This is a genomic window from Streptomyces dysideae (genome assembly GCF_001514305.1).
In the GTDB taxonomy this organism is placed as follows: domain Bacteria; phylum Actinomycetota; class Actinomycetes; order Streptomycetales; family Streptomycetaceae; genus Streptomyces; species Streptomyces dysideae.
Window position 1 is genome coordinate 219,176 of sequence record NZ_KQ949086.1, and the last position, 20,251, is coordinate 239,426.

General features: G+C 71.6%; 16 protein-coding genes and 3 pseudogenes. 14 read left to right on the top strand and 5 right to left on the bottom strand.

Features of this window, described 5'->3' with window-relative positions; all coding sequences use genetic code 11:
- The first annotated feature begins 115 nt into the window (after positions 1-115).
- From AQJ91_RS20860 to AQJ91_RS20895, 8 genes are all read left to right on the top strand, one after another.
- Positions 116-871 carry a CoA transferase subunit A gene (locus tag AQJ91_RS20860; protein WP_067023717.1) on the top strand — a complete coding sequence of 252 codons (756 nt, stop codon included), beginning with the start codon at positions 116-118 and terminating at the stop codon, positions 869-871.
- Positions 871-1,518 (top strand): CoA transferase subunit B, encoded by a 648-nt coding sequence (locus AQJ91_RS20865; RefSeq protein WP_067023720.1) that lies wholly within the window; start codon positions 871-873, stop codon positions 1,516-1,518. Before AQJ91_RS20860 ends, AQJ91_RS20865 begins: the two co-directional genes overlap by 1 nt.
- Positions 1,515-2,717: a thiolase family protein gene (locus AQJ91_RS20870; protein WP_067023723.1), complete on the top strand. Its 1,203-nt coding sequence runs from the start codon at positions 1,515-1,517 to the stop codon at positions 2,715-2,717. The genes AQJ91_RS20865 and AQJ91_RS20870 overlap by 4 nt, the downstream gene beginning before the upstream one ends.
- Positions 2,718-2,837: 120 nt before the next feature.
- Complete coding sequence (gene pcaH / locus AQJ91_RS20875) at positions 2,838-3,611, top strand: protocatechuate 3,4-dioxygenase subunit beta (protein ID WP_067023726.1); 774 nt, start codon at positions 2,838-2,840, stop codon at positions 3,609-3,611.
- Positions 3,612-3,617: 6 nt separating this feature from the next.
- Positions 3,618-4,223 carry a protocatechuate 3,4-dioxygenase subunit alpha gene (gene pcaG, locus AQJ91_RS20880; RefSeq protein WP_067023730.1) on the top strand — a complete coding sequence of 202 codons (606 nt, stop codon included), beginning with the start codon at positions 3,618-3,620 and terminating at the stop codon, positions 4,221-4,223.
- Positions 4,220-5,557 carry a 3-carboxy-cis,cis-muconate cycloisomerase gene (pcaB, locus tag AQJ91_RS20885; protein ID WP_067023733.1) on the top strand — a complete coding sequence of 446 codons (1,338 nt, stop codon included), beginning with the start codon at positions 4,220-4,222 and terminating at the stop codon, positions 5,555-5,557. Before pcaG ends, pcaB begins: the two co-directional genes overlap by 4 nt.
- Positions 5,554-6,681, top strand: a complete 1,128-nt coding sequence (gene pcaDC / locus AQJ91_RS20890) for a bifunctional 3-oxoadipate enol-lactonase/4-carboxymuconolactone decarboxylase PcaDC (protein WP_067023736.1) — start codon at positions 5,554-5,556, stop codon at positions 6,679-6,681. Before pcaB ends, pcaDC begins: the two co-directional genes overlap by 4 nt.
- A gap of 64 nt (positions 6,682-6,745) precedes the next feature.
- Complete coding sequence (locus AQJ91_RS20895) at positions 6,746-7,537, top strand: SDR family NAD(P)-dependent oxidoreductase (protein WP_067023739.1); 792 nt, start codon at positions 6,746-6,748, stop codon at positions 7,535-7,537.
- Here AQJ91_RS20895 and AQJ91_RS20900 read toward each other — a convergent pair.
- Positions 7,527-10,205, bottom strand: coding sequence for an ATP-binding protein (locus AQJ91_RS20900; RefSeq protein ID WP_067023742.1), 2,679 nt, complete (start codon positions 10,203-10,205; stop codon positions 7,527-7,529). The genes AQJ91_RS20895 and AQJ91_RS20900 overlap by 11 nt on opposite strands.
- A gap of 265 nt (positions 10,206-10,470) precedes the next feature.
- On the opposite strand from AQJ91_RS20900, the gene AQJ91_RS20905 reads away from it, so the two are divergent.
- Positions 10,471-11,460, top strand: a complete 990-nt coding sequence (locus AQJ91_RS20905) for a DUF2510 domain-containing protein (protein ID WP_067023747.1) — start codon at positions 10,471-10,473, stop codon at positions 11,458-11,460.
- 141 nt (positions 11,461-11,601) lie between these two features.
- On the opposite strand, the gene AQJ91_RS20910 is transcribed toward AQJ91_RS20905, so the two are convergent.
- Positions 11,602-12,216, bottom strand: a complete 615-nt coding sequence (locus AQJ91_RS20910) for a TetR/AcrR family transcriptional regulator (RefSeq protein WP_067023750.1) — start codon at positions 12,214-12,216, stop codon at positions 11,602-11,604.
- A 211-nt stretch (positions 12,217-12,427) separates the two neighbouring features.
- On the opposite strand from AQJ91_RS20910, the gene AQJ91_RS20915 reads away from it, so the two are divergent.
- The 5 genes and pseudogenes from AQJ91_RS20915 to AQJ91_RS20930 all read left to right on the top strand — a co-directional run.
- Positions 12,428-13,234, top strand: a complete 807-nt coding sequence (locus tag AQJ91_RS20915) for a phosphatase PAP2 family protein (protein WP_067023753.1) — start codon at positions 12,428-12,430, stop codon at positions 13,232-13,234.
- Positions 13,231-14,199 (top strand): DMT family protein, encoded by a 969-nt coding sequence (locus tag AQJ91_RS20920; RefSeq protein WP_067023756.1) that lies wholly within the window; start codon positions 13,231-13,233, stop codon positions 14,197-14,199. Before AQJ91_RS20915 ends, AQJ91_RS20920 begins: the two co-directional genes overlap by 4 nt.
- 89 nt (positions 14,200-14,288) lie before the next feature.
- A pseudogene (locus tag AQJ91_RS49735) lies at positions 14,289-14,807 on the top strand (transposase); the annotation flags it as partial.
- A gap of 163 nt (positions 14,808-14,970) precedes the next feature.
- Positions 14,971-15,453 carry a hypothetical protein gene (locus tag AQJ91_RS20925; protein WP_234382677.1) on the top strand — a complete coding sequence of 161 codons (483 nt, stop codon included), beginning with the start codon at positions 14,971-14,973 and terminating at the stop codon, positions 15,451-15,453.
- Positions 15,454-15,484: 31 nt separating this feature from the next.
- Positions 15,485-15,742 (top strand): annotated as a pseudogene (locus AQJ91_RS20930) (NF041680 family putative transposase); the annotation flags it as partial.
- An 82-nt stretch (positions 15,743-15,824) separates the two neighbouring features.
- Here AQJ91_RS20930 and AQJ91_RS49740 read toward each other — a convergent pair.
- The 3 genes and pseudogenes from AQJ91_RS49740 to AQJ91_RS20940 form a co-directional block, all read right to left on the bottom strand.
- A pseudogene (locus tag AQJ91_RS49740) lies at positions 15,825-16,118 on the bottom strand (DUF2064 domain-containing protein); the annotation flags it as partial.
- 327 nt (positions 16,119-16,445) lie between these two features.
- Entirely contained in the window at positions 16,446-18,323 is a 1,878-nt protein-coding gene (locus AQJ91_RS20935) for an RICIN domain-containing protein (RefSeq protein ID WP_079085083.1), read from the bottom strand.
- A gap of 52 nt (positions 18,324-18,375) precedes the next feature.
- Positions 18,376-20,133, bottom strand: a complete 1,758-nt coding sequence (locus AQJ91_RS20940; protein WP_067023765.1) for an amylo-alpha-1,6-glucosidase — start codon at positions 20,131-20,133, stop codon at positions 18,376-18,378.
- Positions 20,134-20,251 lie beyond the last annotated feature (118 nt).

The following is a 20,251-nucleotide window of genomic DNA, read 5'->3' on the forward strand; positions in this document are numbered from 1 at the left end:
CCGAGGTCTTGACGCTGCCGCCGTGGAGTGGCAGCGTGAAGGAAACTTCACCGAAATGCTCAGTGCCCTGATTATTCTGTTGGACCGGGCGCTCGTACGGGATGGGGCTTCACGGATGGACAAGGTGGTCGCCACCGCTCTGGAGGCGGTGGCCGATGTGCCGGACGGCGCGACGCTCGCCGTCGGCGGGTTCGGATTGAGCGGGGTGCCGAACGTACTGATCCGGGCCCTGTACGAGCGCGGGGTGTCCGGGCTCGGCGTGGTGTCGAACAACTGCGGGGCGATGGAGTCCGGCCTGGCGGTCCTGCTGTCGGCCGGTCGCATCGCCCGGGTCACCGGGTCCTACATCGGGGCGAACAAGGAGTTCGCCCGGCAGTATCTGGGCGGCGAGCTCGAGGTCGAGATGATCCCCCAGGGCACGCTGGCCGAGCGGCTGCGCGCCGGGGGCGCCGGGATACCCGCCTTCTACACGCCCGCCGGGGTCGGCACCCAGGTCGCCGAGGGCGGGCTACCGTGGCGCTACGACGGCTCGGGCGGGGTCACGCTCGCGTCGCCGCCGAAGGAGGTACGGGAGTTCGACGGGGTCGAGTACGTCCTGGAGCACGGGATCCGCACCGACTTCGCGCTCGTCCGGGCCGCCAAGGGCGACCGGCACGGGAACCTGGTCTTCAACAAGTCCACCCGCAACTTCAACCCGCTCGCCGCGATGGCCGGGCGGGTGACGATCGCCGAGGTCGAGGAACTCGTCGAGCCGGGCGAGATCGACCCGGACGCCGTGCATCTGCCCGGGATCTTCGTACAGCGGGTGGTGGCGCTCACGCCCGAGCAGGCCGCCGACAAGGGCATCGAACGGCGGACGGTGAGCAGCTGATGGCATGGACGCGTGAGGAGATGGCCGCGCGGGCGGCGCGGGAACTCCAGGACGGGCAGTACGTCAACCTCGGCATCGGCCTGCCGACGCTGATCCCCAACTACCTCCCCGCCGACGTCGAGGTGATCCTCGAATCGGAGAACGGCATCCTCGGCACCGGCCCCTACCCCACCGCGGACCAGGTCGACCCCGACCTGATCAACGCGGGCAAGGAGACCGTCACCGTCCTGCCCGGCGCCTCCTTCTTCGACTCGGCGCTGTCCTTCTCGATGATCCGCGGCGGACACATCGACGTCGCCGTGCTCGGTGCCATGCAGGTCTCCGCCAAGGGCGACCTGGCCAACTGGGCCATCCCCGGCAAGATGATCACCGGCATCGGCGGGGCGATGGACCTGGTCCACGGCGCCCGCACGGTCATCGTCGTCATGACCCACACCGCCAAGGACGGCTCGCCGAAGATCCTCGAGGACTGCGCGCTGCCCCTTACCGGCAAGGCGTGTGTGAACCGGATCATCACCGACCTCGGCGTCCTCGACGTCACCGACGAGGGCCTGGTGCTGGTGGAGACCGCGCCCGGCGTCACCGTCGAGGAGATCGTCGCCAAGACCGCCGCCAAGGTCCGCATCCCGGAGGAGACCCAGGCATGAAGGACGTCTACATCGTCGACGCGGTACGCACCCCGTTCGGCCGCTACAACGGCGGGCTCGGCTCCGTCCGGCCCGACGACCTCGCCGCGCACGCCCTGCGTGAACTCCTCGCCCGCACCCCGCGGTTGGACCCGGCGCGCATCGAGGACGTCTACCTCGGCAACGCCAACGGCGCCGGCGAGGAGAACCGCAACGTCGCCCGCATGGCCGCCCTCCTCGCCGGGCTGCCCACGTCCGTGCCGGGCGTGACCGTCAACCGGCTGTGCGCCTCCGGCCTCGAAGCGGTCATCCAGGCCGCCCGCGCCATCGCGGTCGGCGACGCCTCCATCGCCGTAGCGGGCGGGGTGGAGTCGATGACGCGGGCGCCGTATGTACTGCCGAAGAACGACAAGCCGTTCCCGGCCGGGCACGCGGAGCTGTACTCCACCACCCTCGGCTGGCGCATGGTCAACCCGAGGATGGACCCGCAGTGGACGGTCCCGCTCGGTGAGTCGGCCGAACTCATCGCCGACAAGCACAAGATCACCCGCGAGCAGCAGGACGAGTTCGCCCTGCACAGCCACCAGAAGGCCGCCAAGGCGCAGTGCGAGGACCTCTTCGCCGGGGAACTCGCCCCCGTGCCGGTGCCCCAGCGCAAGAGCGACCCGGTGCTCTTCGCCGCCGACGAGTGCGTCCGTGCCGACGCCTCCCTGGCGGCGATGGCCAAGCTCAGGCCGTCTTTCCGCACGGAGAACGGGTCCGTCACCGCGGGCAACGCCTCACCGCTCAACGACGGTGCCGCCGCTCTCCTCCTCACCGATGAGGAGGGCCTCAAGGCCACCGGCCGCGAGCCCCTCGCCCGGGTCTCCGCGACCGGCGTCTCCGCGCTCGACCCGCACTACTTCGGGCTGGCCCCGGTGGAGGCCGTCAACCGTGCTCTCGCCAAGGCGGGCAAGGGGTTTGACGATCTGTCAGTGCTGGAGCTGAACGAGGCGTTCGCCGCGCAGGTGCTCGGCTGTGTCGCCGAGTGGCCCGAGTTCGACCCGGCGGTCCTCAATCCGCAGGGCGGTGCGATCGCACTCGGCCATCCGCTCGGCGCGTCCGGCGCCCGCCTCGCCTGTACGGTCGCCCACCAGCTCGCCCGCCGGGGCAGCGGGGTTGGCGTCGCCAGCCTCTGCATCGGCGTAGGACAGGGCCTCGCCCTCGTGCTTGAACGCTAGCCCTTCGGAAACCGCGGGCCGCCCGTGGCTGGTCGCGCCCACGCGGCGGAGCCGCACATCGACAAGAGCCCCGCGCCCCTTACGACCCCGACGAGACCGTCAGAGCCCTCAGGAACCCCTATGACTCTCACGCAGCACGACATCGACCAGGAGATCGCGGCCGAGCACGCCGCCTACGAGAAGCGCGTCGCCGATGGGGCGCCCGTGGAGCATCAGCCGCGCCGCGACTACGCCCCGTACCGCTCCTCCGTTCTCCGCCACCCCAAGCAGCCGCCGATCAGTATCGACGTCACCAAGGACCCGGAGCTGGTGGAGCTGGCCTCGCCCGCGTTCGGGGAGCGGGACATCACCGAGATCGACAACGATCTGACCCGGCAGCACACCGGTGAGCCGATCGGCGAGCGCATCACCGTCTCCGGGCGGCTGCTGGACCGCGACGGGCGTCCGATCCGCGGGCAGCTGGTCGAGATCTGGCAGGCCAACTCGGCCGGCCGCTACGCCCACCAGCGCGAGCAGCACGACGCCCCGCTCGACCCGAACTTCACCGGCGTCGGCCGCACACTCAGCGACAGCGACGGCTTCTACAGCTTCACCACCATCCAGCCGGGCCCGTACCCGTGGCGCCAGCACGTCAACGCCTGGCGGCCGGCCCACATCCACTTCTCGCTGTTCGGTACGGCGTTCACGCAGCGGCTCGTGACGCAGATGTACTTCCCGAGCGACCCGCTGTTCCCGTACGACCCGATCATCCAGTCGGTGACGGACGACGCGGCCCGGCAGCGGCTGGTCGCGACGTACGACCACAGTCTGTCCGTGCCCGAGTTCTCGATGGGCTACCACTGGGACATCGTGCTCGACGGGCCGAACGCCACCTGGATCGAAGAAGGACGCTGACCTGCCATGACGAAGATCGACACGAGCCGTCCGGAGACCGTGCTCCCCACCCCGTCGCACACGGTCGGCCCCTTCTACGGCCACGCCCTGCCGTTCCCCGGCGGCGACGACATCGCCCCGGTCGGCCACCCGGACACGATCACCCTGCAGGGGCATGTGTACGACGGCGAGGGCAACCCGCTGCCGGACGCGTTCGTGGAGCTGTGGGGTGCGGACCCGGACGGCAACCTGCCGCAGGTCGACGGCTCGATGCGGCGCGACCCGGCGAGCGGCGGCTTCCTGGGCCGCAACGGCGTCGAGTTCACCGGCTGGGGCCGTATCCAGACCGACGCCAGTGGCCACTGGTCCGCGCGTACGCTGCGGCCCGGGGCGCGGGGGCGGAGCGCTCCGTACATCAGCGTGTGCGTGTTCGCGCGCGGGCTGCTCGCGCACCTGTTCACCCGGATCTATCTGCCGGACGACGCGGCGGCACTCGCCGCCGACCCGCTGCTCTCCCAGGTGGCGGCGGAGCGACGCGACACGCTGATCGCCGTGGACCAGGGGAATGCCGCATACCGTTTCGACATCCGCCTTCAGGGCGAAGGCGAGACGGTCTTCCTGGAGTTCATGTGACATCTCCCGACGCCGATGCCGGACCCGGTCTGCTCGCCCCCGGGTGGGCCGGTTCCGCCGCCGCGTCCGAGACGAGCGACACCGCGTACCTGCGGGCGCTCCTCGACGCGGAGGCCGCCCTGACCCGCGCCCAGGCCGCACTGGGCCTCGCCCCGGCCGCGGCCGCCACGGCGGTGACCGAGGCGGCCGACCCCGGGCGCTTCGACGTACGGTCGCTCGCGGAGCGGGCGCGCGGCGGCGGGAACCCGGTCATCCCGCTGGTCGCGGATCTGACGAAGGCGGTCGGCGACGGCTACGGCCCGTACGTACACCGGGGTGCGACCAGCCAGGACATCATGGACACGGCGACGATGCTGGTCGCGTCGCGCACGCTGGCCGTGGTGCTCGCCGACCTCTCCCGCACCGAGCGGGCGCTGGCCCGGCTGGCCGCCGGGCACCGGGACACCGCGATGCCGGGACGGACGCTCACCCAGCACGCCGTACCCACAACCTTCGGGCTGAAGGCGGCCGGGTGGCGGTCACTGGTGCTCGACGCGCGGGACCGGGTGACGGCCGTACGGGACTCGCTGCCCGCCCAACTCGGGGGCGCCGCCGGGACGTTGGCGGCCTTCTCGGCGTACGGCACTCAGGACCCGTCCGCTCTGACGGCGGCCTACGCCCGTGAGCTCGGCCTGCGGGCGCCGGATCTCCCCTGGCACACGCTGCGTACGCCGGTCGCCGATCTCGCCGGGTGCCTGGCCTTCGCGGCCGGGGCGCTGGGCAAGGCAGCCGTGGACGTCCTCACCCTCGCCCGGACCGAGATCGCCGAGGTCGCGGAGAGCAGTGGTGGCGGGTCCTCGGCGATGCCGCACAAGGCGAATCCCGTGCGGTCCACGCTGATCGTGGCCGCCGCCCGGCGTGCGCCGCAGCTCGCGGCGACGCTGTACGGGTCGCTGGTCGCGGAGGACGAGCGGCCGGCCGGGGCCTGGCATGCCGAGTGGGAGCCGTTGCGGGAGTTGCTGCGGCTGGTCGGCGGAGCCACGCGCGACGCCGCCGAACTCACCGAAGGGCTACGGGTCTTTCCCGTCGTCATGCGGGAACACCTCGGCCTCACCCACGGGTTGATCGTCTCCGAGCGGCTGTCCGCCGAGCTGTCTCCCGTGCTCGGCCGCGCCCGAGCCAAGGCGCTGCTCACCGAGCTCGCCCGGCGGACATACGCCGAGGGCCGGTCGCTCGCCGAACTCCTCGCCGTCGAGCCTGAGTTGAAGGACGTCGACCTCGGCGAGCTCGCCGATCCCGCCCGTTACACCGGTTCCGCCGGTGACCTCACCGACCGTGCTCTGGAGCGACGTTGACCGAGAAACTCCTCAACCACCGCACCGAGGGGCCCACTACCGCTCCCCCGCTGCTGCTCGGGCCCTCGCTGGGGACGTCGTACGCCCTGTGGGACCAGGTGGCGCCCGAGCTGTCCATCGGTCATCGCGTCGTGCGCTGGGACCTGCCCGGACACGGAGGCTCGGCACCGGACCTCATCGGACCCGGCGCGACCGTCGGTGACCTCGCCGGTCTCGTCCTCGCGCTCGCCGACTCCCTCGGCATCGAGCGGTTCGCGTACGCCGGGGTTTCACTCGGGGGTGCGGTGGGGCTGTATCTCGCCGTGCACCATCCGGAGCGGGTCTCGTCGCTGGCCGTGATCTGTTCGTCGGCCCACTTCAACGGCTCGAAGATGTGGGAGGAGCGGGCCGCGCTGGTACGGCGTGAGGGGCTGGCCTCGCTGGCGGAGGGTGCCGACGCCCGCTGGTTCACGCCCGGGTTCACCGTGCCGGGGCTCGTCCAGGACCATCGGGACGCCGACCCGGGCGCGTATGCCGCCTGCTGTGACGCGCTGGCCGCGTTCGATCTGCGGGAGCGGCTGCCGGAGATCTCCGCGCCGACCCTGCTGATCGCCGGGCGTGACGATCCCGCCACCCCACCCGCGCATCTGCGGGAGATCGCGGACGCCGTGCCCGGTGCCGCGCTCGTCGAGATCCCGGGGGCCTCGCATCTGGCGCCCGCGCAGTGCCCGGAGGCCGTGCTGACGGCGATGCGGGCACACTTCGACAAAGCGGCCGGTGGTGCCAAGCGCGGCATGGAGGTACGGCGCGAGGTGCTCGGCGACGCGCACGTGGACCGGGCGCAGGCGCGGCAGACCGCCTTCACCGCGCGGTTCCAGGACTTCATCTCGCGCTACGCCTGGGGCGAGATCTGGACCGACCTGACGCTCAGCCGCCGCGAACGCAGCATGATCACGCTGACGGCGCTGGTCGCGCACGGCCACTACGACGAGCTGGCCATGCATGTGCGGGCGGCGCGGCGCAACGGGCTGACGCCGGAGGAGATCGGCGCCGTACTGCTGCAGGCGGCCGTGTACTGCGGGGTTCCGGCGGCGAACTCGGCGTTCGCCGCCGCCCAGCGCGTCCTGGCGGAAGAGGAAGGGTGACCCTGCCGGTCACAGCCTCAGCAGCACCTCGCACATGCCTCCGCCGTGTGCCTACGGTGGAGGCATGTCCACCATCCTGATCACCGGCGCCACCTCCGGTCTCGGCCGCCACGTCGCCTTCGAGCTGGTCCGCTCCGGGCATGTCGTCCTCACGCACGGGCGCGACGCGGACCGTACGGGACGGCTCGTCGAGGAGCTGCGCGCCGAGGGCGACGCCGAGGGCTTCGTCGCCGATCTGGCCTCTCTGGACCGGGTGCGGGAGCTGGGCGCCCATGTCGCCGACGCCCACCCCGAGCTCGACGTGCTGGTCAACAACGCGGGCGTGGGCAGCGGTCCGAGCGGTTCCGGGCGTGAGCTGAGCGCCGACGGGCACGAACTGCGGCTGGCGGTCAACTACTTGGCGCCGGTCGTGCTGACCCGCGCCCTGCTGCCGGTGCTGCGTGCGAACGCGCCCGCGCGGATCGTGAACGTCGGCTCGGCCGGCCAGGAGCCCCTCGACTTCGACGACCCCGAGCTGACCCGCGGCTACAGCGGTGTCTCGGCGTACTGCCGCGGCAAGTTCGCGCTCGCCGTCCATACGTTCGCCCTCGCCGAGGAGCTGGCGGGCACCGGCGTCAGCGTCAACGTGCTGCACCCGGCGACCTACATGGACACCGCGATGGTCCGCGAGGGCGGCATCACGCCCTGGAACACCGTCGCCGACGGCGCGCCGGGCGTCCTGGCCCTGGCCACTCAGGACCTGGGCTCGGGCGGCTACTTCGACGGCACGCGGCCGGCGCGGGCGCACGAGGGGACGTACGACCCCGAGGTGCGCAAGCGCCTGGCCGCCGTCACCGGCCAGCTGCTCACGCTCTGACCCGCGCCAGGGCCTGCTCCGCCTGCGCCACCAGCCCGTCCGCGCCGCACGAACGCGCCAGCGTCAGACCCCGGTTGAGCTCCGTGGCGGACCGGGTGGCGATGCCGTACTCGACGCGGGCGGCCGCGTGTTCGTACTGGCAGGGCGACGCCTCCAGGTAGGTGACGGCCTGCGCGGCGAGGCGTACCGCGCGCTGGCCGGTGTCCAGGGCGGCGGCGCAGCGGAGGGCCTCGCCTATGGCCGTGTCGGTGCCGAGGCGCTCGGCGTGCCGGCGGACGTCGGCGGCGAGCCGGCCTGCCCGTGCCGGGTCCACGACGGCGAGGGCGCGGGCCAGGTCGACGGCCCAGGGGACGAGCACCGGATTGTGGTGGCCGCGGGCGGCCGCCGCCTTCTCCGCTTCCTCCAGTTCGTTGATGCCGTCCTTGGTGCGGCCCACGGCGAGCAGCAACCGGCCGCGGACCGAGCGCGGGTCGGGCAGCACGATCGTGGACGGGTAGGGCGGGGCGAAGCCGTACTGTTCGGCGACCTCCCAGGCCTCCTCGACATGGCCGCGGGCGAGCAGCGTGTCGACCAGGTTGCAGGTGGCCGACCAGTACAGCGGCAGGCGGCGGCCGACGCGCTCGGCGAGCTGCAGTGACCTGCGCAGGGACGCCTCCGCCTCCCGCAGCCTGCCGCGCCTGCGGTGTCCGACACCGACGTAGGCGTGGGCCAGGGCGAGGTGGCCGCCGCTCCAGCCGGCCGACTCGTAGGCGCGCAGTGCCTCCGTGTACAGGGCCTCGGCCCGGTCCAGCCGGTCCGTGAAGGCGTACGCGTTGGCCAGCATCATCAGCAGCTCGATGCCCCACTCCGGGTCGGTCCAGCCGAGTCCGGGTGCGAGGCGGCCGTTGACCAGGGCGCGGTCGCACAGTTCGACGACCTCCTCGGCGTTCTCGCCGTGCGTCATGGCGTCGAAGCCGCGCAGGATGAGCAGGGCGCGCTCGGCGTTGTCGCGGCCGGTGCAGGTGCGGGCCAGGTCGGCGAGGCGCTCGGAGCGTCCCGGGGAGGTCGACTCGCCCGCGTAGATGCCCTCCCACATGAACTGCACCGCCTGCAGCCGCATCCTGGTCGCGCCCGCCTCGTGCCGGGCGGCCTCCGCCTCGACCGTGCGGACGGCCTCCTCCAGCTGGTCGTTGTGGAGGAGGGCCTGGGAGAGGCCGACGACGGCGTCGACCCGGTCGCCGCCGTCGAGGCCGGGCATGCCGAGGGCGGACTGGAGATGGTCGATCGTGGTGGCGGGCGCGGTCAGGAGGGTGGCGCGGCCGAGTTCGAAGAGCACGCGCGCGTGGACCTCGGGCAGGGGCGGCTCCAGCAGGGCGCGCTCCAGACAGCGGCGGGCGGCGTCGGGTGCGCCGACGGCGAGGTGTTCGCGGGCGGCCTCGCGCAGTTGGTCGACGAGTTCCGGGTCGTCGTCCGGGTGGACCTCGAGGAGGTGGCGGGCGGCGGCCGCGGCCCCGCGCCCGGAGTCGGTGACGACCCCGGCGGCGATGCCGTGCATGGCCGTGCACAGCGCGGGCGGGATGGAGTTGTAGACGGCGCTGGCGATGAGCGGGTGGACGAACTCCAGGTCGCCGTCGCCCGCCTGGGCGTCGGCGGGGTTGAGGTCGGTGAGGATACGGGCGGTGCGCAGCCGTTCGGCGCAGCGCACCGCATCGTCGTGGCTCATGGTGGCGAGCTGTGCCACGAGGTCGACGGAGATGCCGGTGCCGAGGATCGCGGCGGCCCAGGCGAACCGGGTGGCCTCGACGCCGAGTCCCTCCAGGCGGGTGACCAGGCCGCCACCGCGGGCCGAGCGGTTCAGCGGGCGCAGTTCGGTGGCGCGGGCCTCGACCGGTTCGATCTCCCTGTCCTGGACCTTGGCGAGGAGTTCGACGGTCTCGTAGGGGTTGCCGCCGGTGACGGCCCACACCTCGCGGCAGAACGGGGCGTCGGCGTGCGCGCCCAGCGTGGCCCGGGTGAGTCCGCCGGTGGCGTCCGGGGTGAGGGCGCTCAGGTTGGCGATGGGGCGGCCCGCGGCCTCGGCGATGGTGTCGAGGTGGCGGGCGCTGTCGCCGCCGACCTCGCCGGGGCGGCGGGCCACCACGACCAGGACGTTGAGGTCGTCGAGGCGCTCGGCGAACGCGGCGAGCCAGCGCAGGGTCTCCTGGTCGGCCCAGTGCGCGTCGTCGATCATCAGTACCAGCGGCCAGTCGCGCCGGGCGAGTCTGCGGACGGCGGCGACCAGGCCGTCGCACACGCCCTGCGGGTCGGCCTGGCGTTCGCCGGGCTCCGTGATGCCGAGGGCGGGGCCGGCGATGTCGTACCAGTCGCCGAGGTACTCGCGGGCCTCCTCCGGCATCAGCGACACCAGGGCGGGCTGCAGCAGTTGCCGTACGACGTTGAAGGGGACGGAGCGGAGGGTCTCGCCGCCGCGGGTCGACCAGACCATGCAGCCGCGGGCTTCGGCGATACGGCGGGTTTCGGCCAGCAGCGCGGTCTTGCCGAGTCCCGCCTCGCCCCGGAACACCAGGATGCCGCCCCCGGAGGAGCGGTCGGCACACAGGGCGTCGAGTGCCCGCTCGACGGCGGCGAGTTCCTCGTCGCGCTCCCACAGGGAGGCCGAGGCGGCCTCCGTGGGCCGTACCTCCGTCATCCCACTACCTCCCCGAGTCGCCCGAACGACGTACAGACCTCAACCGTAGCCGTCCGCCTGCCCTGTTGGAGACCCGGTCCGGGCAGCCGTTGCCGTGACAGATGACAGCGTTTTCGTCCGGGCGACGCGCCACGCCCGTGACCTGCGAGTCCTGCGATGTGACTGGTAGTCAAAAACGGTTCAGCAGGCTGTTCCACAAACATGCGGCCGGATTGGGACCGGATCCTCTCATCCGGCTTTCACCGACGCCTCATACGGTGGGGGCATGACGCAGGTGACTCCTCCGGGGTGGTACCCCGACCCCGGGCAGACAAGTGACGGTCCGGCCACCGAACGCTGGTGGGACGGCGAGGCGTGGACGGACCGGACCCGGCCCGCGGAACCGGCCGCCGTATGGGGTCCGCCGACGCCGCAGCCGGACGCCGGAACGGTTCCGGAATACCTCTCCTATCCGGCGTATCCCGCGCAGCCGCCGGGTGGCCCGCGGCGTCGGGTGCGCACGGGCATAGCCGTGGCGGTGGCCGTGGTGGTCCTCGCCAGCATCGGTGTGGGCGTGTACGCCCTGGCCGGCGACGGGGGATCCGGCGGCAGCGCCACCTCGCAGCAGGGCTCCGGCGGGCAGGACGGCTCCGGGGGCGGTCAGGGCGGACCCTTCGGCGATTCCGGCGGCGGCGACGGCGGTCCCGGCGGGCAGTCGCCCGCGCCCGGCGAGTCCGAGGCGCCGAAGGTCGAGAGCGGTTCGGTGACGGACCCGGTGAGCGGGATCAGCCTTCCGGTGCCGGACGGCTGGTTCGGCCAGGCGATCACCGTGGGCGCGCAGGTGGCGTCGAACGAGACGTACAAATGCCCCGGCGACACCGACGAGAGCTGTATGAAGGGCGGCGCGTACTCGGCGCCCGCGCTCGCGCTCGGCACCCGGGGCGACACCGCCGAGGAGGTCGCCAAAGCGGACATCGGCGCGAATGCCGAGGAGTCCTACGGCAAGGGATACGGCGAAATCACCTCGCACGAGGTGCTGGCCTCCGAGGCGGTGACCGTCGCCGGGCAGAAGGGCTACCTGGTCCGCTGGAAGGCGGTCACCAGCAAGGGCTCCGACGGCTACGTCGAGTCGCTCGCCTTCCCGTCGCCCGCGAACGCGGAGCAGATCGTCGTGGTCCGCTTCGGCGTCGACGTCAGCGAGACGCAGTCGGTCATCGACGAGATCACCAAGGGCATCAAAGTGGCTTCCGGCGGCGGTAACGGCCAGACCGTCTGAGCCCGAGAAACCCGGTCGGCCGGGTGGGCCCCTCCGCTCAAGGGGAGCCCCACCCGGCCGGGGGATGCGCGCCGCCCCCGTCCCCACGGTGCGGCGCGAACAGGTCACCGTCCAGTCATCCCGTGGACGGCGGCCTGGGTCTCAGGTCAGTCCGAGCGCCGGGAGCACGGCGGCCTCCACGAAACACGTGACGTAGTCCGCGTCGGCGCGCCGCCCCTCCAGGAAGGGCCGCATGCGCAGGGCGCCGAAGATCTGCGCCGGAACGTGCTCCAGCGCCGGGTTGTCCGCGGCGACCTCGCCGCGCTCGACCCCGCGGCGCAGGATCTCCCGGAGCGCGGCGATCTCCGGATCGATGAGCGCCTCACGCAGCGCCTTCTGCAGTTCCACGTCCTGCCGGACGGCGTGTCCGAGCGCCTGGAAGAAGTCCATGTCCTGCTCCGACCACGCGCCGACCGACCGCGCGACCGCGCGCAGGTCCCCCGCCAGCGAACCGGTGTCGATGCCGGCGAAACGCACCTGCCGGTGCGAGCGCAGGGCCGCCGCCACGAACTGGGGCTTCGTCTTCCACTGCCGGTAGAGCGTCGACTTGCTGCAGCGCGTACTGGCGGCGATGCCCTCCATGGTGACGGAGTCGTATCCGCACTCGCGGATCTGGTCGAGCACGGCGTCGAAGAACTCCTGCTCACGCTCGGGCGTGATCTTGGAGCGTGGCGAGGCGGCGACCGTCTCCGGTCCGTCCGCGGCCTGCGACGTCATCTGCTCTTCCCCTCACTGATGTGTCGATTGTCTATCGATACGCCAGTGTACCGGTACGCAGACGTATCGGTACACTGCCGTATCGGTACGATGTCGTCTCGGAACGATGCCGTATCGATGAAAGTCGGCACGCACCTGTGCCGATGAGTCCGACGCACCCGCCGAGTCAAAAGCTCGGCACGCACCACCGTCAGCGAGAAAGGGCCGGGGGATGAATGCCCGCACCGAGCCTGCAGAAGCGGAGGCCGCCATAGCGCGACCCCCGCTCGTCCGTGAGCTCCTGCTCGTCGCAGGGCTCTTCCTCGTCTACAAGTTCGGCCGGCAACTGGCCACGGGCCACACCGCCGAGGCCTTCCGCAACGCGGACCGCGTGTGGGACCTGGAGCGTGCCGTCCAGCTGCCGGGCGAGGGCTCGGTGCAGAACCTGCTGCTGCACGGCGACACCCTGGTCCACGTCGCGAACACCTACTACGCGGCGGTCCACTTCCCGGCCACCGTGGCCTTCCTCGTCTGGCTCTACCTGCGGCGCCCCACGCACTACGTCTGGGCCCGCCGCGTCCTCGCCGTGGTCACCGCCGCCTCCCTGGTCGTCCATCTCGCGTTCCCGCTGGCCCCTCCGCGCCTGCTCGCCGCGACCGGTCTCATCGACACCGCACAGGTGTACGGGCCGAGCGTGTACGGCCCGCCGGCGACCGACCAGCTGTCCAACCAGTTCGCGGCGATGCCGTCGCTGCACTTCGGCTGGGCCCTGATGGTGGCGGTCGGCCTGATCGTGGCGACCCGGTCGCGCCGGCGCTGGCTGTGGCTGCTGCATCCGCTGCTGACGCTGGTGGTGATCGTCGGGACCGCCAACCACTTCTGGCTCGACGCGATCGTGGCGAGCGCCATGCTCGGTCTCGCCCTCGCGGTGATACACCTGCCGCACCGCACGGCGACGACCGCGGGCCGCGGCGCCAAGGAGCTCGTACCCGCCGAGGCCGAAGCCGAGAAGCACGTCCTGGTCGGAGCGGCCCGATGAACGCCACCCTCCTCGCCGTCGCCCTGTCCCTGTTCTCGGCCGTCGCCTACGCGGCCGCCGCCGTCGCCCAGGAGCGGCTCGCCTCCCGCACGCCCGGGGCGGGGATCGTGCGCCTGCTGGGCACCGGCGCCTGGTGGTGGTCCGTCGGGCTCAACGCCTCCGCCGCGCTGCTGCACGTGGTGGCCCTCAAGTACGGTCCGCTCACCGTGGTCCAGCCGCTCGGCGCGCTCACCCTGGTGGCGGCGGTGCCGCTGGGCGCCCGGATCGCCGGCCGGCGGGTCCGCGCCGTCGAATGGCGCGGCACCGCACTCACGCTGCTCGGTCTGTCCGCGATCCTGGTCACGGCGTCCGGGTCCGCGCCCGACGACGTGCTGAGCGCGCCCGAGGCCCTCGCCGTCGCGGCCGTGACCACGATGCTGATCGGCATGCTGTCCTGGCCGGGTGCCCGCCCGGGCCTGCGGCACGCGACTGCGTCCGGCTTCGCCTCCGGGGTCGCCTCGGCGCTCACGCAGACCGTGACGGTGGCCGCGACGGACCGGGACAGCTCGCTGCTCAGCCTCCAGGTGATCGGCGTGGCCCTGCTGGTCGCGACCTTCGCGGCCGGCGGCCTGCTGCTGTCCCAGACCGCCTACCGGGGCGGCCTCGGCGCCCCGCTCGCGGTGGTGACCCTGGCCAACCCGATGGCCGCCGCGGTGATCGGACTGGTCCTGCTCGGCGAGCGCCTCCAGGGCGGCGCGGCGGGCGTGCTCCTGGCACTGGCGGGCGCCGGCCTCGCGTCCTGGGGCGTGGTACTGCTGACCCGCGCGACACCGCACCCCGACGTCGCACACCTGGACACCGACGAAGAGCACCCCGTGGCCGCCGTACTCGCCCTCAAGCCCGAAACGGCCTCGCCGGAACCGGCGTTGATGCCCTGGCAGCCGCAGCACTCGGCGGCCAGTGTTTGCGTAGCTCAGCGGACGTGAGAACGGCCTTCGCCTGATCCTGTGCTCCGTCACAGAGGCAGAGGAACAGCACGAAGGCCGTCGTCGTGAGTCTCGGATATCAGGGCGTCCTGCGGGATGCGTTCGCGGGAGTGTCACGCATCCGAGCGGAGTTGTACGCGTGTCTGACCGCTCGGGGCGACGCGCTGTTCGAGTTGTGCGACGCGTTGTTCTGCGCGGACGGGCCGGTGCGGACGCTGGTCGACCTGGCGTTCGCGCCGGAACACCGCCGTGGGCACGGGTCCCTCTACGGCGATCTGAACCAGGAACGGATCGATGTCGCCCGGCTGCGTCGAGCGCTGGCCTCGATGCCCTTGCCGAGGGCGGCGGACGGTCGCATCGTGCTGGCTGTGGACGTCTCGCCGTGGCTGCGTCCGGACGCCAACGCCTGCCCTGACCGGTCCTTTTGCCACACCTTCGGCCGGGGCGAGGGCAAGCACCAGATGGTGCCCGGCCGGCCGTACTCGATCGTGGCCGCCCTGGAAACCGGCCGCACTTCGTGGACGGCAGTGCTGGATGCGGTCCGCCTGGAGCCCGGGGCCGACGTCGCCGCCGTGACCACGGTCCAGATCCGCGAGGTCGTCGAACGGTCCGAAGGCAGCTCATCTGCTGGCCCGAAGCGAAACCCGGCATCGGGGAGCAGGCATCTCTGCCGAGTTACGGCAATGAGTTGGAGCGGCGCGTGTGCCAGGCTCTGGGGGTATGGGGTGGAGTTTCAAATTGCACGGGGGGACCGCGGCCGGGTTGAGCACCGTGCTGCTGTTGCTCGCCGCGCTCACGTGGCTGCCGGGGACCTTGCCGCTGGCGGGCTCGAAGTGGCCGATGGCGGCGATCGTGGTGCTTCTCTTCCCGATCTTTGCAGCTGCCCTGGTGCGCATGTTCCTGAGTGGAGCGGACCGGCACTCGGTGTGGCTCGCCTTTCGGTGTCTGCCCGGCAAGGTGCAGGCAGTGCTTGGGGCGCTGGTCATCTCGGGCGTCGCACTGATGCTTTTCGGCACGGCCGGCGCGGGGAACTTGCAGGCGCCAGAGGTCAGGGATGGCCGATACTTCGTTTTCGACACGACTCCCTACGCACGCGGCACGATTGAGGTCTCGCACAGCCAGTACGTGGCCGTCCTCGAGAGCGATCAGCGCAGCATGCTCGCGATCCCAGGCTTGCTCTTTGCTGGAGCCGCATATGTCGTCTTCGCAGCAGGGGAGTTGCGCCGGGCGGATGTCGGGTTCAGATCTTCGTAGCCGGTGCAGGTCTGAAGATTCCAGGTTGTGGCGCCGATCGCAACGGTTCGTCTTCGGCGACCCCGCCACCTGGGGCACCGAGCAGGCCGTGACGATCACCAACACCCGCCTCTACGGGAAGGTGAACGCGCAGGCGTGGGACCGGCTGCACCCGCGGCGGACCCGGCGGGCGGCCTGGATCGACCACGAGGGACCGTTGCCCATCATCGAGGGCACCGTCATCCGCCTGACCGTGGCGAAGCTGCCCAGTGGCGGGGTGAACAAGCCGGTCTGGTTGTGGTGGTCGGGCACCGGCTCCTGCACCCGGTGGACGGCCCGCAGCCGGTAGGACAGACCTGAGTCCTCGCCCTGGGCTTCCAGCGGCAGGTCCCCACCTGAGGCGTGTCCATGCCGATGAGCAGCGCGGGCCCGTCGCACCCCGCGAAGGAGGCCGCGGCCAGCCGGTCGTCGAGACCGCCCGCACACTGCGGCACGACGTCGAAGCCGGGCGGCAGCCAGGGCCCAGGCGCTCCGTCGAGCACCAGCACGCGGCGCCGCGCGGGTGCCGCCGCCACCGTACGCAAGGTGTCCACGAGAGCCGCCTCGGCAAGCAGCGCTGCCTCCCGGGGCGTGAAAGGCGGCGAGAGCCTCGTCTTCACCCGCCCCGGTCGCGGTTCCTTGGCGATGACAAGGAGAGTCGTTACTGAGCGGTTCCTCCTGGGAGTACGGCGAGAGAGCCGGGGACCGGCTGGTCCCGATGTGCCGGTGGCTCGGTCAGTACGCGGCGGGCGTCCCGCACCGCCTGCGAGGTGCCGCACCGGGGGCCGGTCGCCCTTGGACGCGCCGGGCGCGGCAGATACAGCCCGTCGTGCTCGGTGAGGCGCTGGCCCGTATCGGCGGCGCGGACGACCATCTGGAGTGGCAGCCATGAACTCTCGCGAGGCCCCTGGGCCGGGGCCGGCCTCGGCCACCGGACGGCCCCGTGTCAGGGCGCTCGCGAGAGCTGTCGGGCGTCAGCTCTTGCCGAGGAGGCGCCAGATCTGGTTCTTCTTGGTGCCCAGTGCGCTCGCGGCGTCGCAGGGCCACTGGTGGATCTTCGCGCCGGCCGCCGTGGAGATTCCGCTGACGTCGACGCACTTGCCGCTGTGGACGGCGACGAGCTGGTAGTCCTTGCTGTTGCCGAGTGCGGTGACGGGGCGCAGGGTGAACTGTTGGTTGGTGTCGCTGTTGCAGGTGTACTGGATGACGGCGGCGCCGTTGGCGGTGGAGGCGTTGTTGACGTCCAGGCACTTGCCGCTGTGCTGGTTGACGATGGTGTACGTGTCCGCCTTGCCGGCCACCGGCTTGAGGTCGAGCATCTGCTGGTAACCGCCCTCGCAGTGGTACTGCTGGTACTGCGTGCCGTTGGCGGTGGAGAGGTTGGTGTCGTCCAGGCACTGGCCGCTGTGCTGGGCGACGGCGACCGTGGAGATCGTGGTGTTCGACGGCGGGAGCAGGGTGACGGTGTAGCCGTCCTTGGCATCCGTCCACGGGACGCTCACCGACGCGGAGTTGGCGCTGACGGTCAGCGTCTGGTCGGAGACGGTGACCGGGCCGGTCACCGCAGCGCCGCCGTTGTTGGGGATGCGCTGGACGACCGCACGGACCCGGCCGTTCTCCACCACGTTGGTGGTGTCGAGTCGGTCGAGATTGACCGTCACGGTTCCGGTGTTGCCGTTGCTCCCGAGCAGGATCTTGGCGTTCCTGACGGAGTTGTCCTTGGTGGCCAGGCCGTCGGTGCCGGTACCCGGAGTGAACTTCACGATGTTGCCGGTCTGGGAGCCGTAGTACCGGTAGAGGAACCACTCGCCCAGTGGCAGGTACTGGCTGCCGGTCTTGGTGAGCAGGTTCGCCTGGAAGTCGTGCAGGTTGTCGGCGGAGGCCCAGTTGGCCCGCAGGCCGTCCGCCCCGGCCCGCTCGAGACGGGAGATGTACCAGCCGCCGCGGCCCGGGTTCTGCTCGGTGGTGCTGGCGTACTCGTTGACCTGGAAGGGGTGGCTGGTGGTCATCGACCGGGCCGCCAGCTTCGACCGGACCGCGCCCGCGTCCGCGACGGGGTCGCCGGGCAGGTTGTGCCAGCTGTAGATGTCCGGCTCGACGTTGTTGGCCTTGACGTAGTCCAGGTATGTGTTCCACCAGGACGAGCCGTTCGACGCGGGCTTGAAGGCGGTGCTGGGGCCGACGATGACCGCGTTGGGGAAGACTGCTCGGATCTTCTGGTAGGCCCGCTTCCACATCTCCAGGTACTGGGCCTGTGGCCGGTCCCAGAAGGGATACCAGTCGGGTTCGTTCCAGATGTCCCACTGGATGTCGGTCATGCCGGCCGCCTTCGCGTCGGCGAGGAGACGGTCGTAGAAGGCGTCGAAGAGGGACCAGTCGCCGTTGTCACCCGGGAAGGTGGGAGAGGAGGTGCCGTCGGCGCCCCACAGGTCGTGCGGAAGTATGGCGAAGGTCGCGCCCAGCGACTTGGTGCGCTGGTACTGGGCGCGGGTGGAGTTCCACCGGCGGTCGTACTTGCCGGCGACCCAGCCGCCGGGGTTGTCCAGCTGGGCGCCGCCGGCCCGCATGAACTGCCACTTGATGTCCTTGTAGAAGTGTTCCTGGGGCAGGGAGCCGTTCTCGGACATCCCGTAGATCGTGCCCGAGGCCCGGTAGGTGGGGGCGCCCCCGGCGGTGGCGAAGTCGACGGCGACGGTGGTGTCGGCGGCCTGTGCCGCGGTGCCGGGGAGGGTGACGGCTGCGAGCGACGCGCACAGCACGGCGATCGCGGTCGAGGTGCGCAGGCGGCTGCCTCCCGCGATGCCGGTTTCGGCGGTTCGTCTTGGCGGAGGAAGGATGCGGGGTGTGTGCATTGCGGCTCTCCTGAGGGGAGTGTTGCCTGGGCGAGGTGCCCAGGTGGTTCTTTCATCCGCCGGTCGGCGCGGTGATCGCGGCGTGGCGGAGTTCGTGGGCCTCGGCGAGGAGGAGGTAACTGCTGGCGGTCCAGGTGTAGGCGCGGTCACGCAGACCGGTGCCGGTGAGGGCATCGAAGTTCTCGGCGAAGCCGTACGTCTCGCACAGGGCGCGGAATCGGGCGCTGATCTTGTCCGCGAGGCGGTGGTGACCGGCGCGGCGCAGGCCGTCCTCGACGAGCACGGTGGACGGTGCCCAGATCGGGCCGCGCCAGTAGCCGTCGGAGAGGTAGTGCGGTGAGGCGGGTTGTTCAGTGGCCAGGCCGTGCGGGGTCAGGTGGGTCTCGATCCGTTCGGCCAGCGTGGTGCTGATGCTTTCGTGCAGGTGCTCGCCCAGCGCGATGGGCATGAGGTCGAGGAGACTGTCGCTGGTCCAGGTGCCTGAGCCGGCGGCCGAGCGGGCGGCGAACCGGTCGCCGGTCCACAGTTCGTCGACCATCGCCGCCTGCGTCGCGTCGGCCGTCCGCGCCCACCGGCGGGCATCGCCCGGTATTCCCAACTCGTCGGCTATTTCCGCGAGTTCACGCAGTTGCAGGGTGAGGAAGGCGGCCAGGTCGGCGGTGACGACGACGCGTTCGGGGTCGAAGGTGGTGGCGTTGTCCCAGCCGCTGTCGTTGCCGTGCTGGTAGTGGGGCAGTGCGGCGCCGGGGGCGCGGCGAGCGGTGAGCCAGTAGTCCGTCCAGCGCGCCACTCTGTCGTACGCCTCGGTCAGTTGTGCTGGGGTGAGCGGTTCGGGGAGCCGTCTGCGCAGGTGGCCGAGGGCCCAGCCGTGGATGGGGGGCTTGACGAAGTTGTGCAGGACCTCGGAGTGGGTGACCGAGTCGGGCAGGGCGCCGACCTCGTCCTGGTGGTCGAAGGGCAGGGAGAACTGGTCCCACGCCAGTTCCGGGGCTCCGGGGGCCAGGGCCAGGGCGTTGAAGCAGTGGTCCCAGCTCCACACCTTGTCCATCCAGTGCTTGGACATCAGGACCGCGGGCCGGGTCACGAAGCCCTGCGGACGGACGGCCGCGGACCACAGCACATACGCGGCCAGCTCCGCGGCGGGAGTGGCGGACGAACGCCAGGGCGCGACGCTGTCGGTGAAGGCGGCGAAGGCGGCGCACGCGGCTTCCACGACCCGGTCGAAGGCGGTGGTCGAGGTGTAGGGGCGACGTGCGGTCTCGTACTCCTCGACCGCGACCTCCCAAACCCCCTCGCCCTCGGCACCGATGCTGACACCGCGGTCGGCGCTGCCGAGCGCCTGCGTCCCGGGCGCACCGGTCACGTTTCCGGACAGCACGGTGACCCGGTAGCGCCGCCCGGTCTCGTACGACGTGAACACATACGCCTCGGCGCCGGGCTCCCGGTAGAAGTAGGTGCCGCTGAACGGGGTCAGGGCCTGCGTGGCTGCCGAGATGGTGAGGCCCAGGCCGCTGCCGCGCAGGCGTACGGTGTCCGGCGACTCGTAGGCGAGGTCGACGCGCCCGGCCGGGCTGATCCAGCTGAGCAGGGCCGGGGTCGCCTCGACACGGGTGTCGGCGCGGTCGCCCGTCGCCGCGTCCAGGGGGACCAGGCGCAGGACGGCGTGCATGCCGTTCTGGTGCGAGACGAGGTGCAGGTGCTCGGCGTACGTCTTTTCCGCCACCACGGGCGAGATGTCGAACCAGGACCCGTATGTGCTGAACGGGATGTCGTGGACGGAGAAGGCCGGGCCGGATCGGACGGCGGTCATGAGGGGTTACTCGTTTCTCGGGCAAGGGCGAGCGGCCGTCCCACCGGGAGGCGGTGGAGCCGTACGAAAGGGCGAAAGGGAGGTGGTCAGTCCTTGACCGCGCCGGCGGTCACGCCCG

Coding starts and splice junctions, on each gene's coding strand:
- pcaG (WP_067023730.1), top strand. CDS start 3,618: ATGACGAAGATCGACACGAGCCGTCCGGAGACCGTGCTCCCCACCCCG.
- AQJ91_RS20895 (WP_067023739.1), top strand. CDS start 6,746: ATGTCCACCATCCTGATCACCGGCGCCACCTCCGGTCTCGGCCGCCAC.
- AQJ91_RS20905 (WP_067023747.1), top strand. CDS start 10,471: ATGACGCAGGTGACTCCTCCGGGGTGGTACCCCGACCCCGGGCAGACA.
- AQJ91_RS20940 (WP_067023765.1), bottom strand. CDS start 20,133: ATGACCGCCGTCCGATCCGGCCCGGCCTTCTCCGTCCACGACATCCCG.
- AQJ91_RS20870 (WP_067023723.1), top strand. CDS start 1,515: ATGAAGGACGTCTACATCGTCGACGCGGTACGCACCCCGTTCGGCCGC.
- AQJ91_RS20860 (WP_067023717.1), top strand. CDS start 116: ATGGACAAGGTGGTCGCCACCGCTCTGGAGGCGGTGGCCGATGTGCCG.
- AQJ91_RS20915 (WP_067023753.1), top strand. CDS start 12,428: ATGAATGCCCGCACCGAGCCTGCAGAAGCGGAGGCCGCCATAGCGCGA.
- AQJ91_RS20920 (WP_067023756.1), top strand. CDS start 13,231: ATGAACGCCACCCTCCTCGCCGTCGCCCTGTCCCTGTTCTCGGCCGTC.
- AQJ91_RS20935 (WP_079085083.1), bottom strand. CDS start 18,323: ATGCACACACCCCGCATCCTTCCTCCGCCAAGACGAACCGCCGAAACC.
- pcaH (WP_067023726.1), top strand. CDS start 2,838: ATGACTCTCACGCAGCACGACATCGACCAGGAGATCGCGGCCGAGCAC.
- AQJ91_RS20900 (WP_067023742.1), bottom strand. CDS start 10,205: ATGACGGAGGTACGGCCCACGGAGGCCGCCTCGGCCTCCCTGTGGGAG.
- AQJ91_RS20910 (WP_067023750.1), bottom strand. CDS start 12,216: ATGACGTCGCAGGCCGCGGACGGACCGGAGACGGTCGCCGCCTCGCCA.
- AQJ91_RS20865 (WP_067023720.1), top strand. CDS start 871: ATGGCATGGACGCGTGAGGAGATGGCCGCGCGGGCGGCGCGGGAACTC.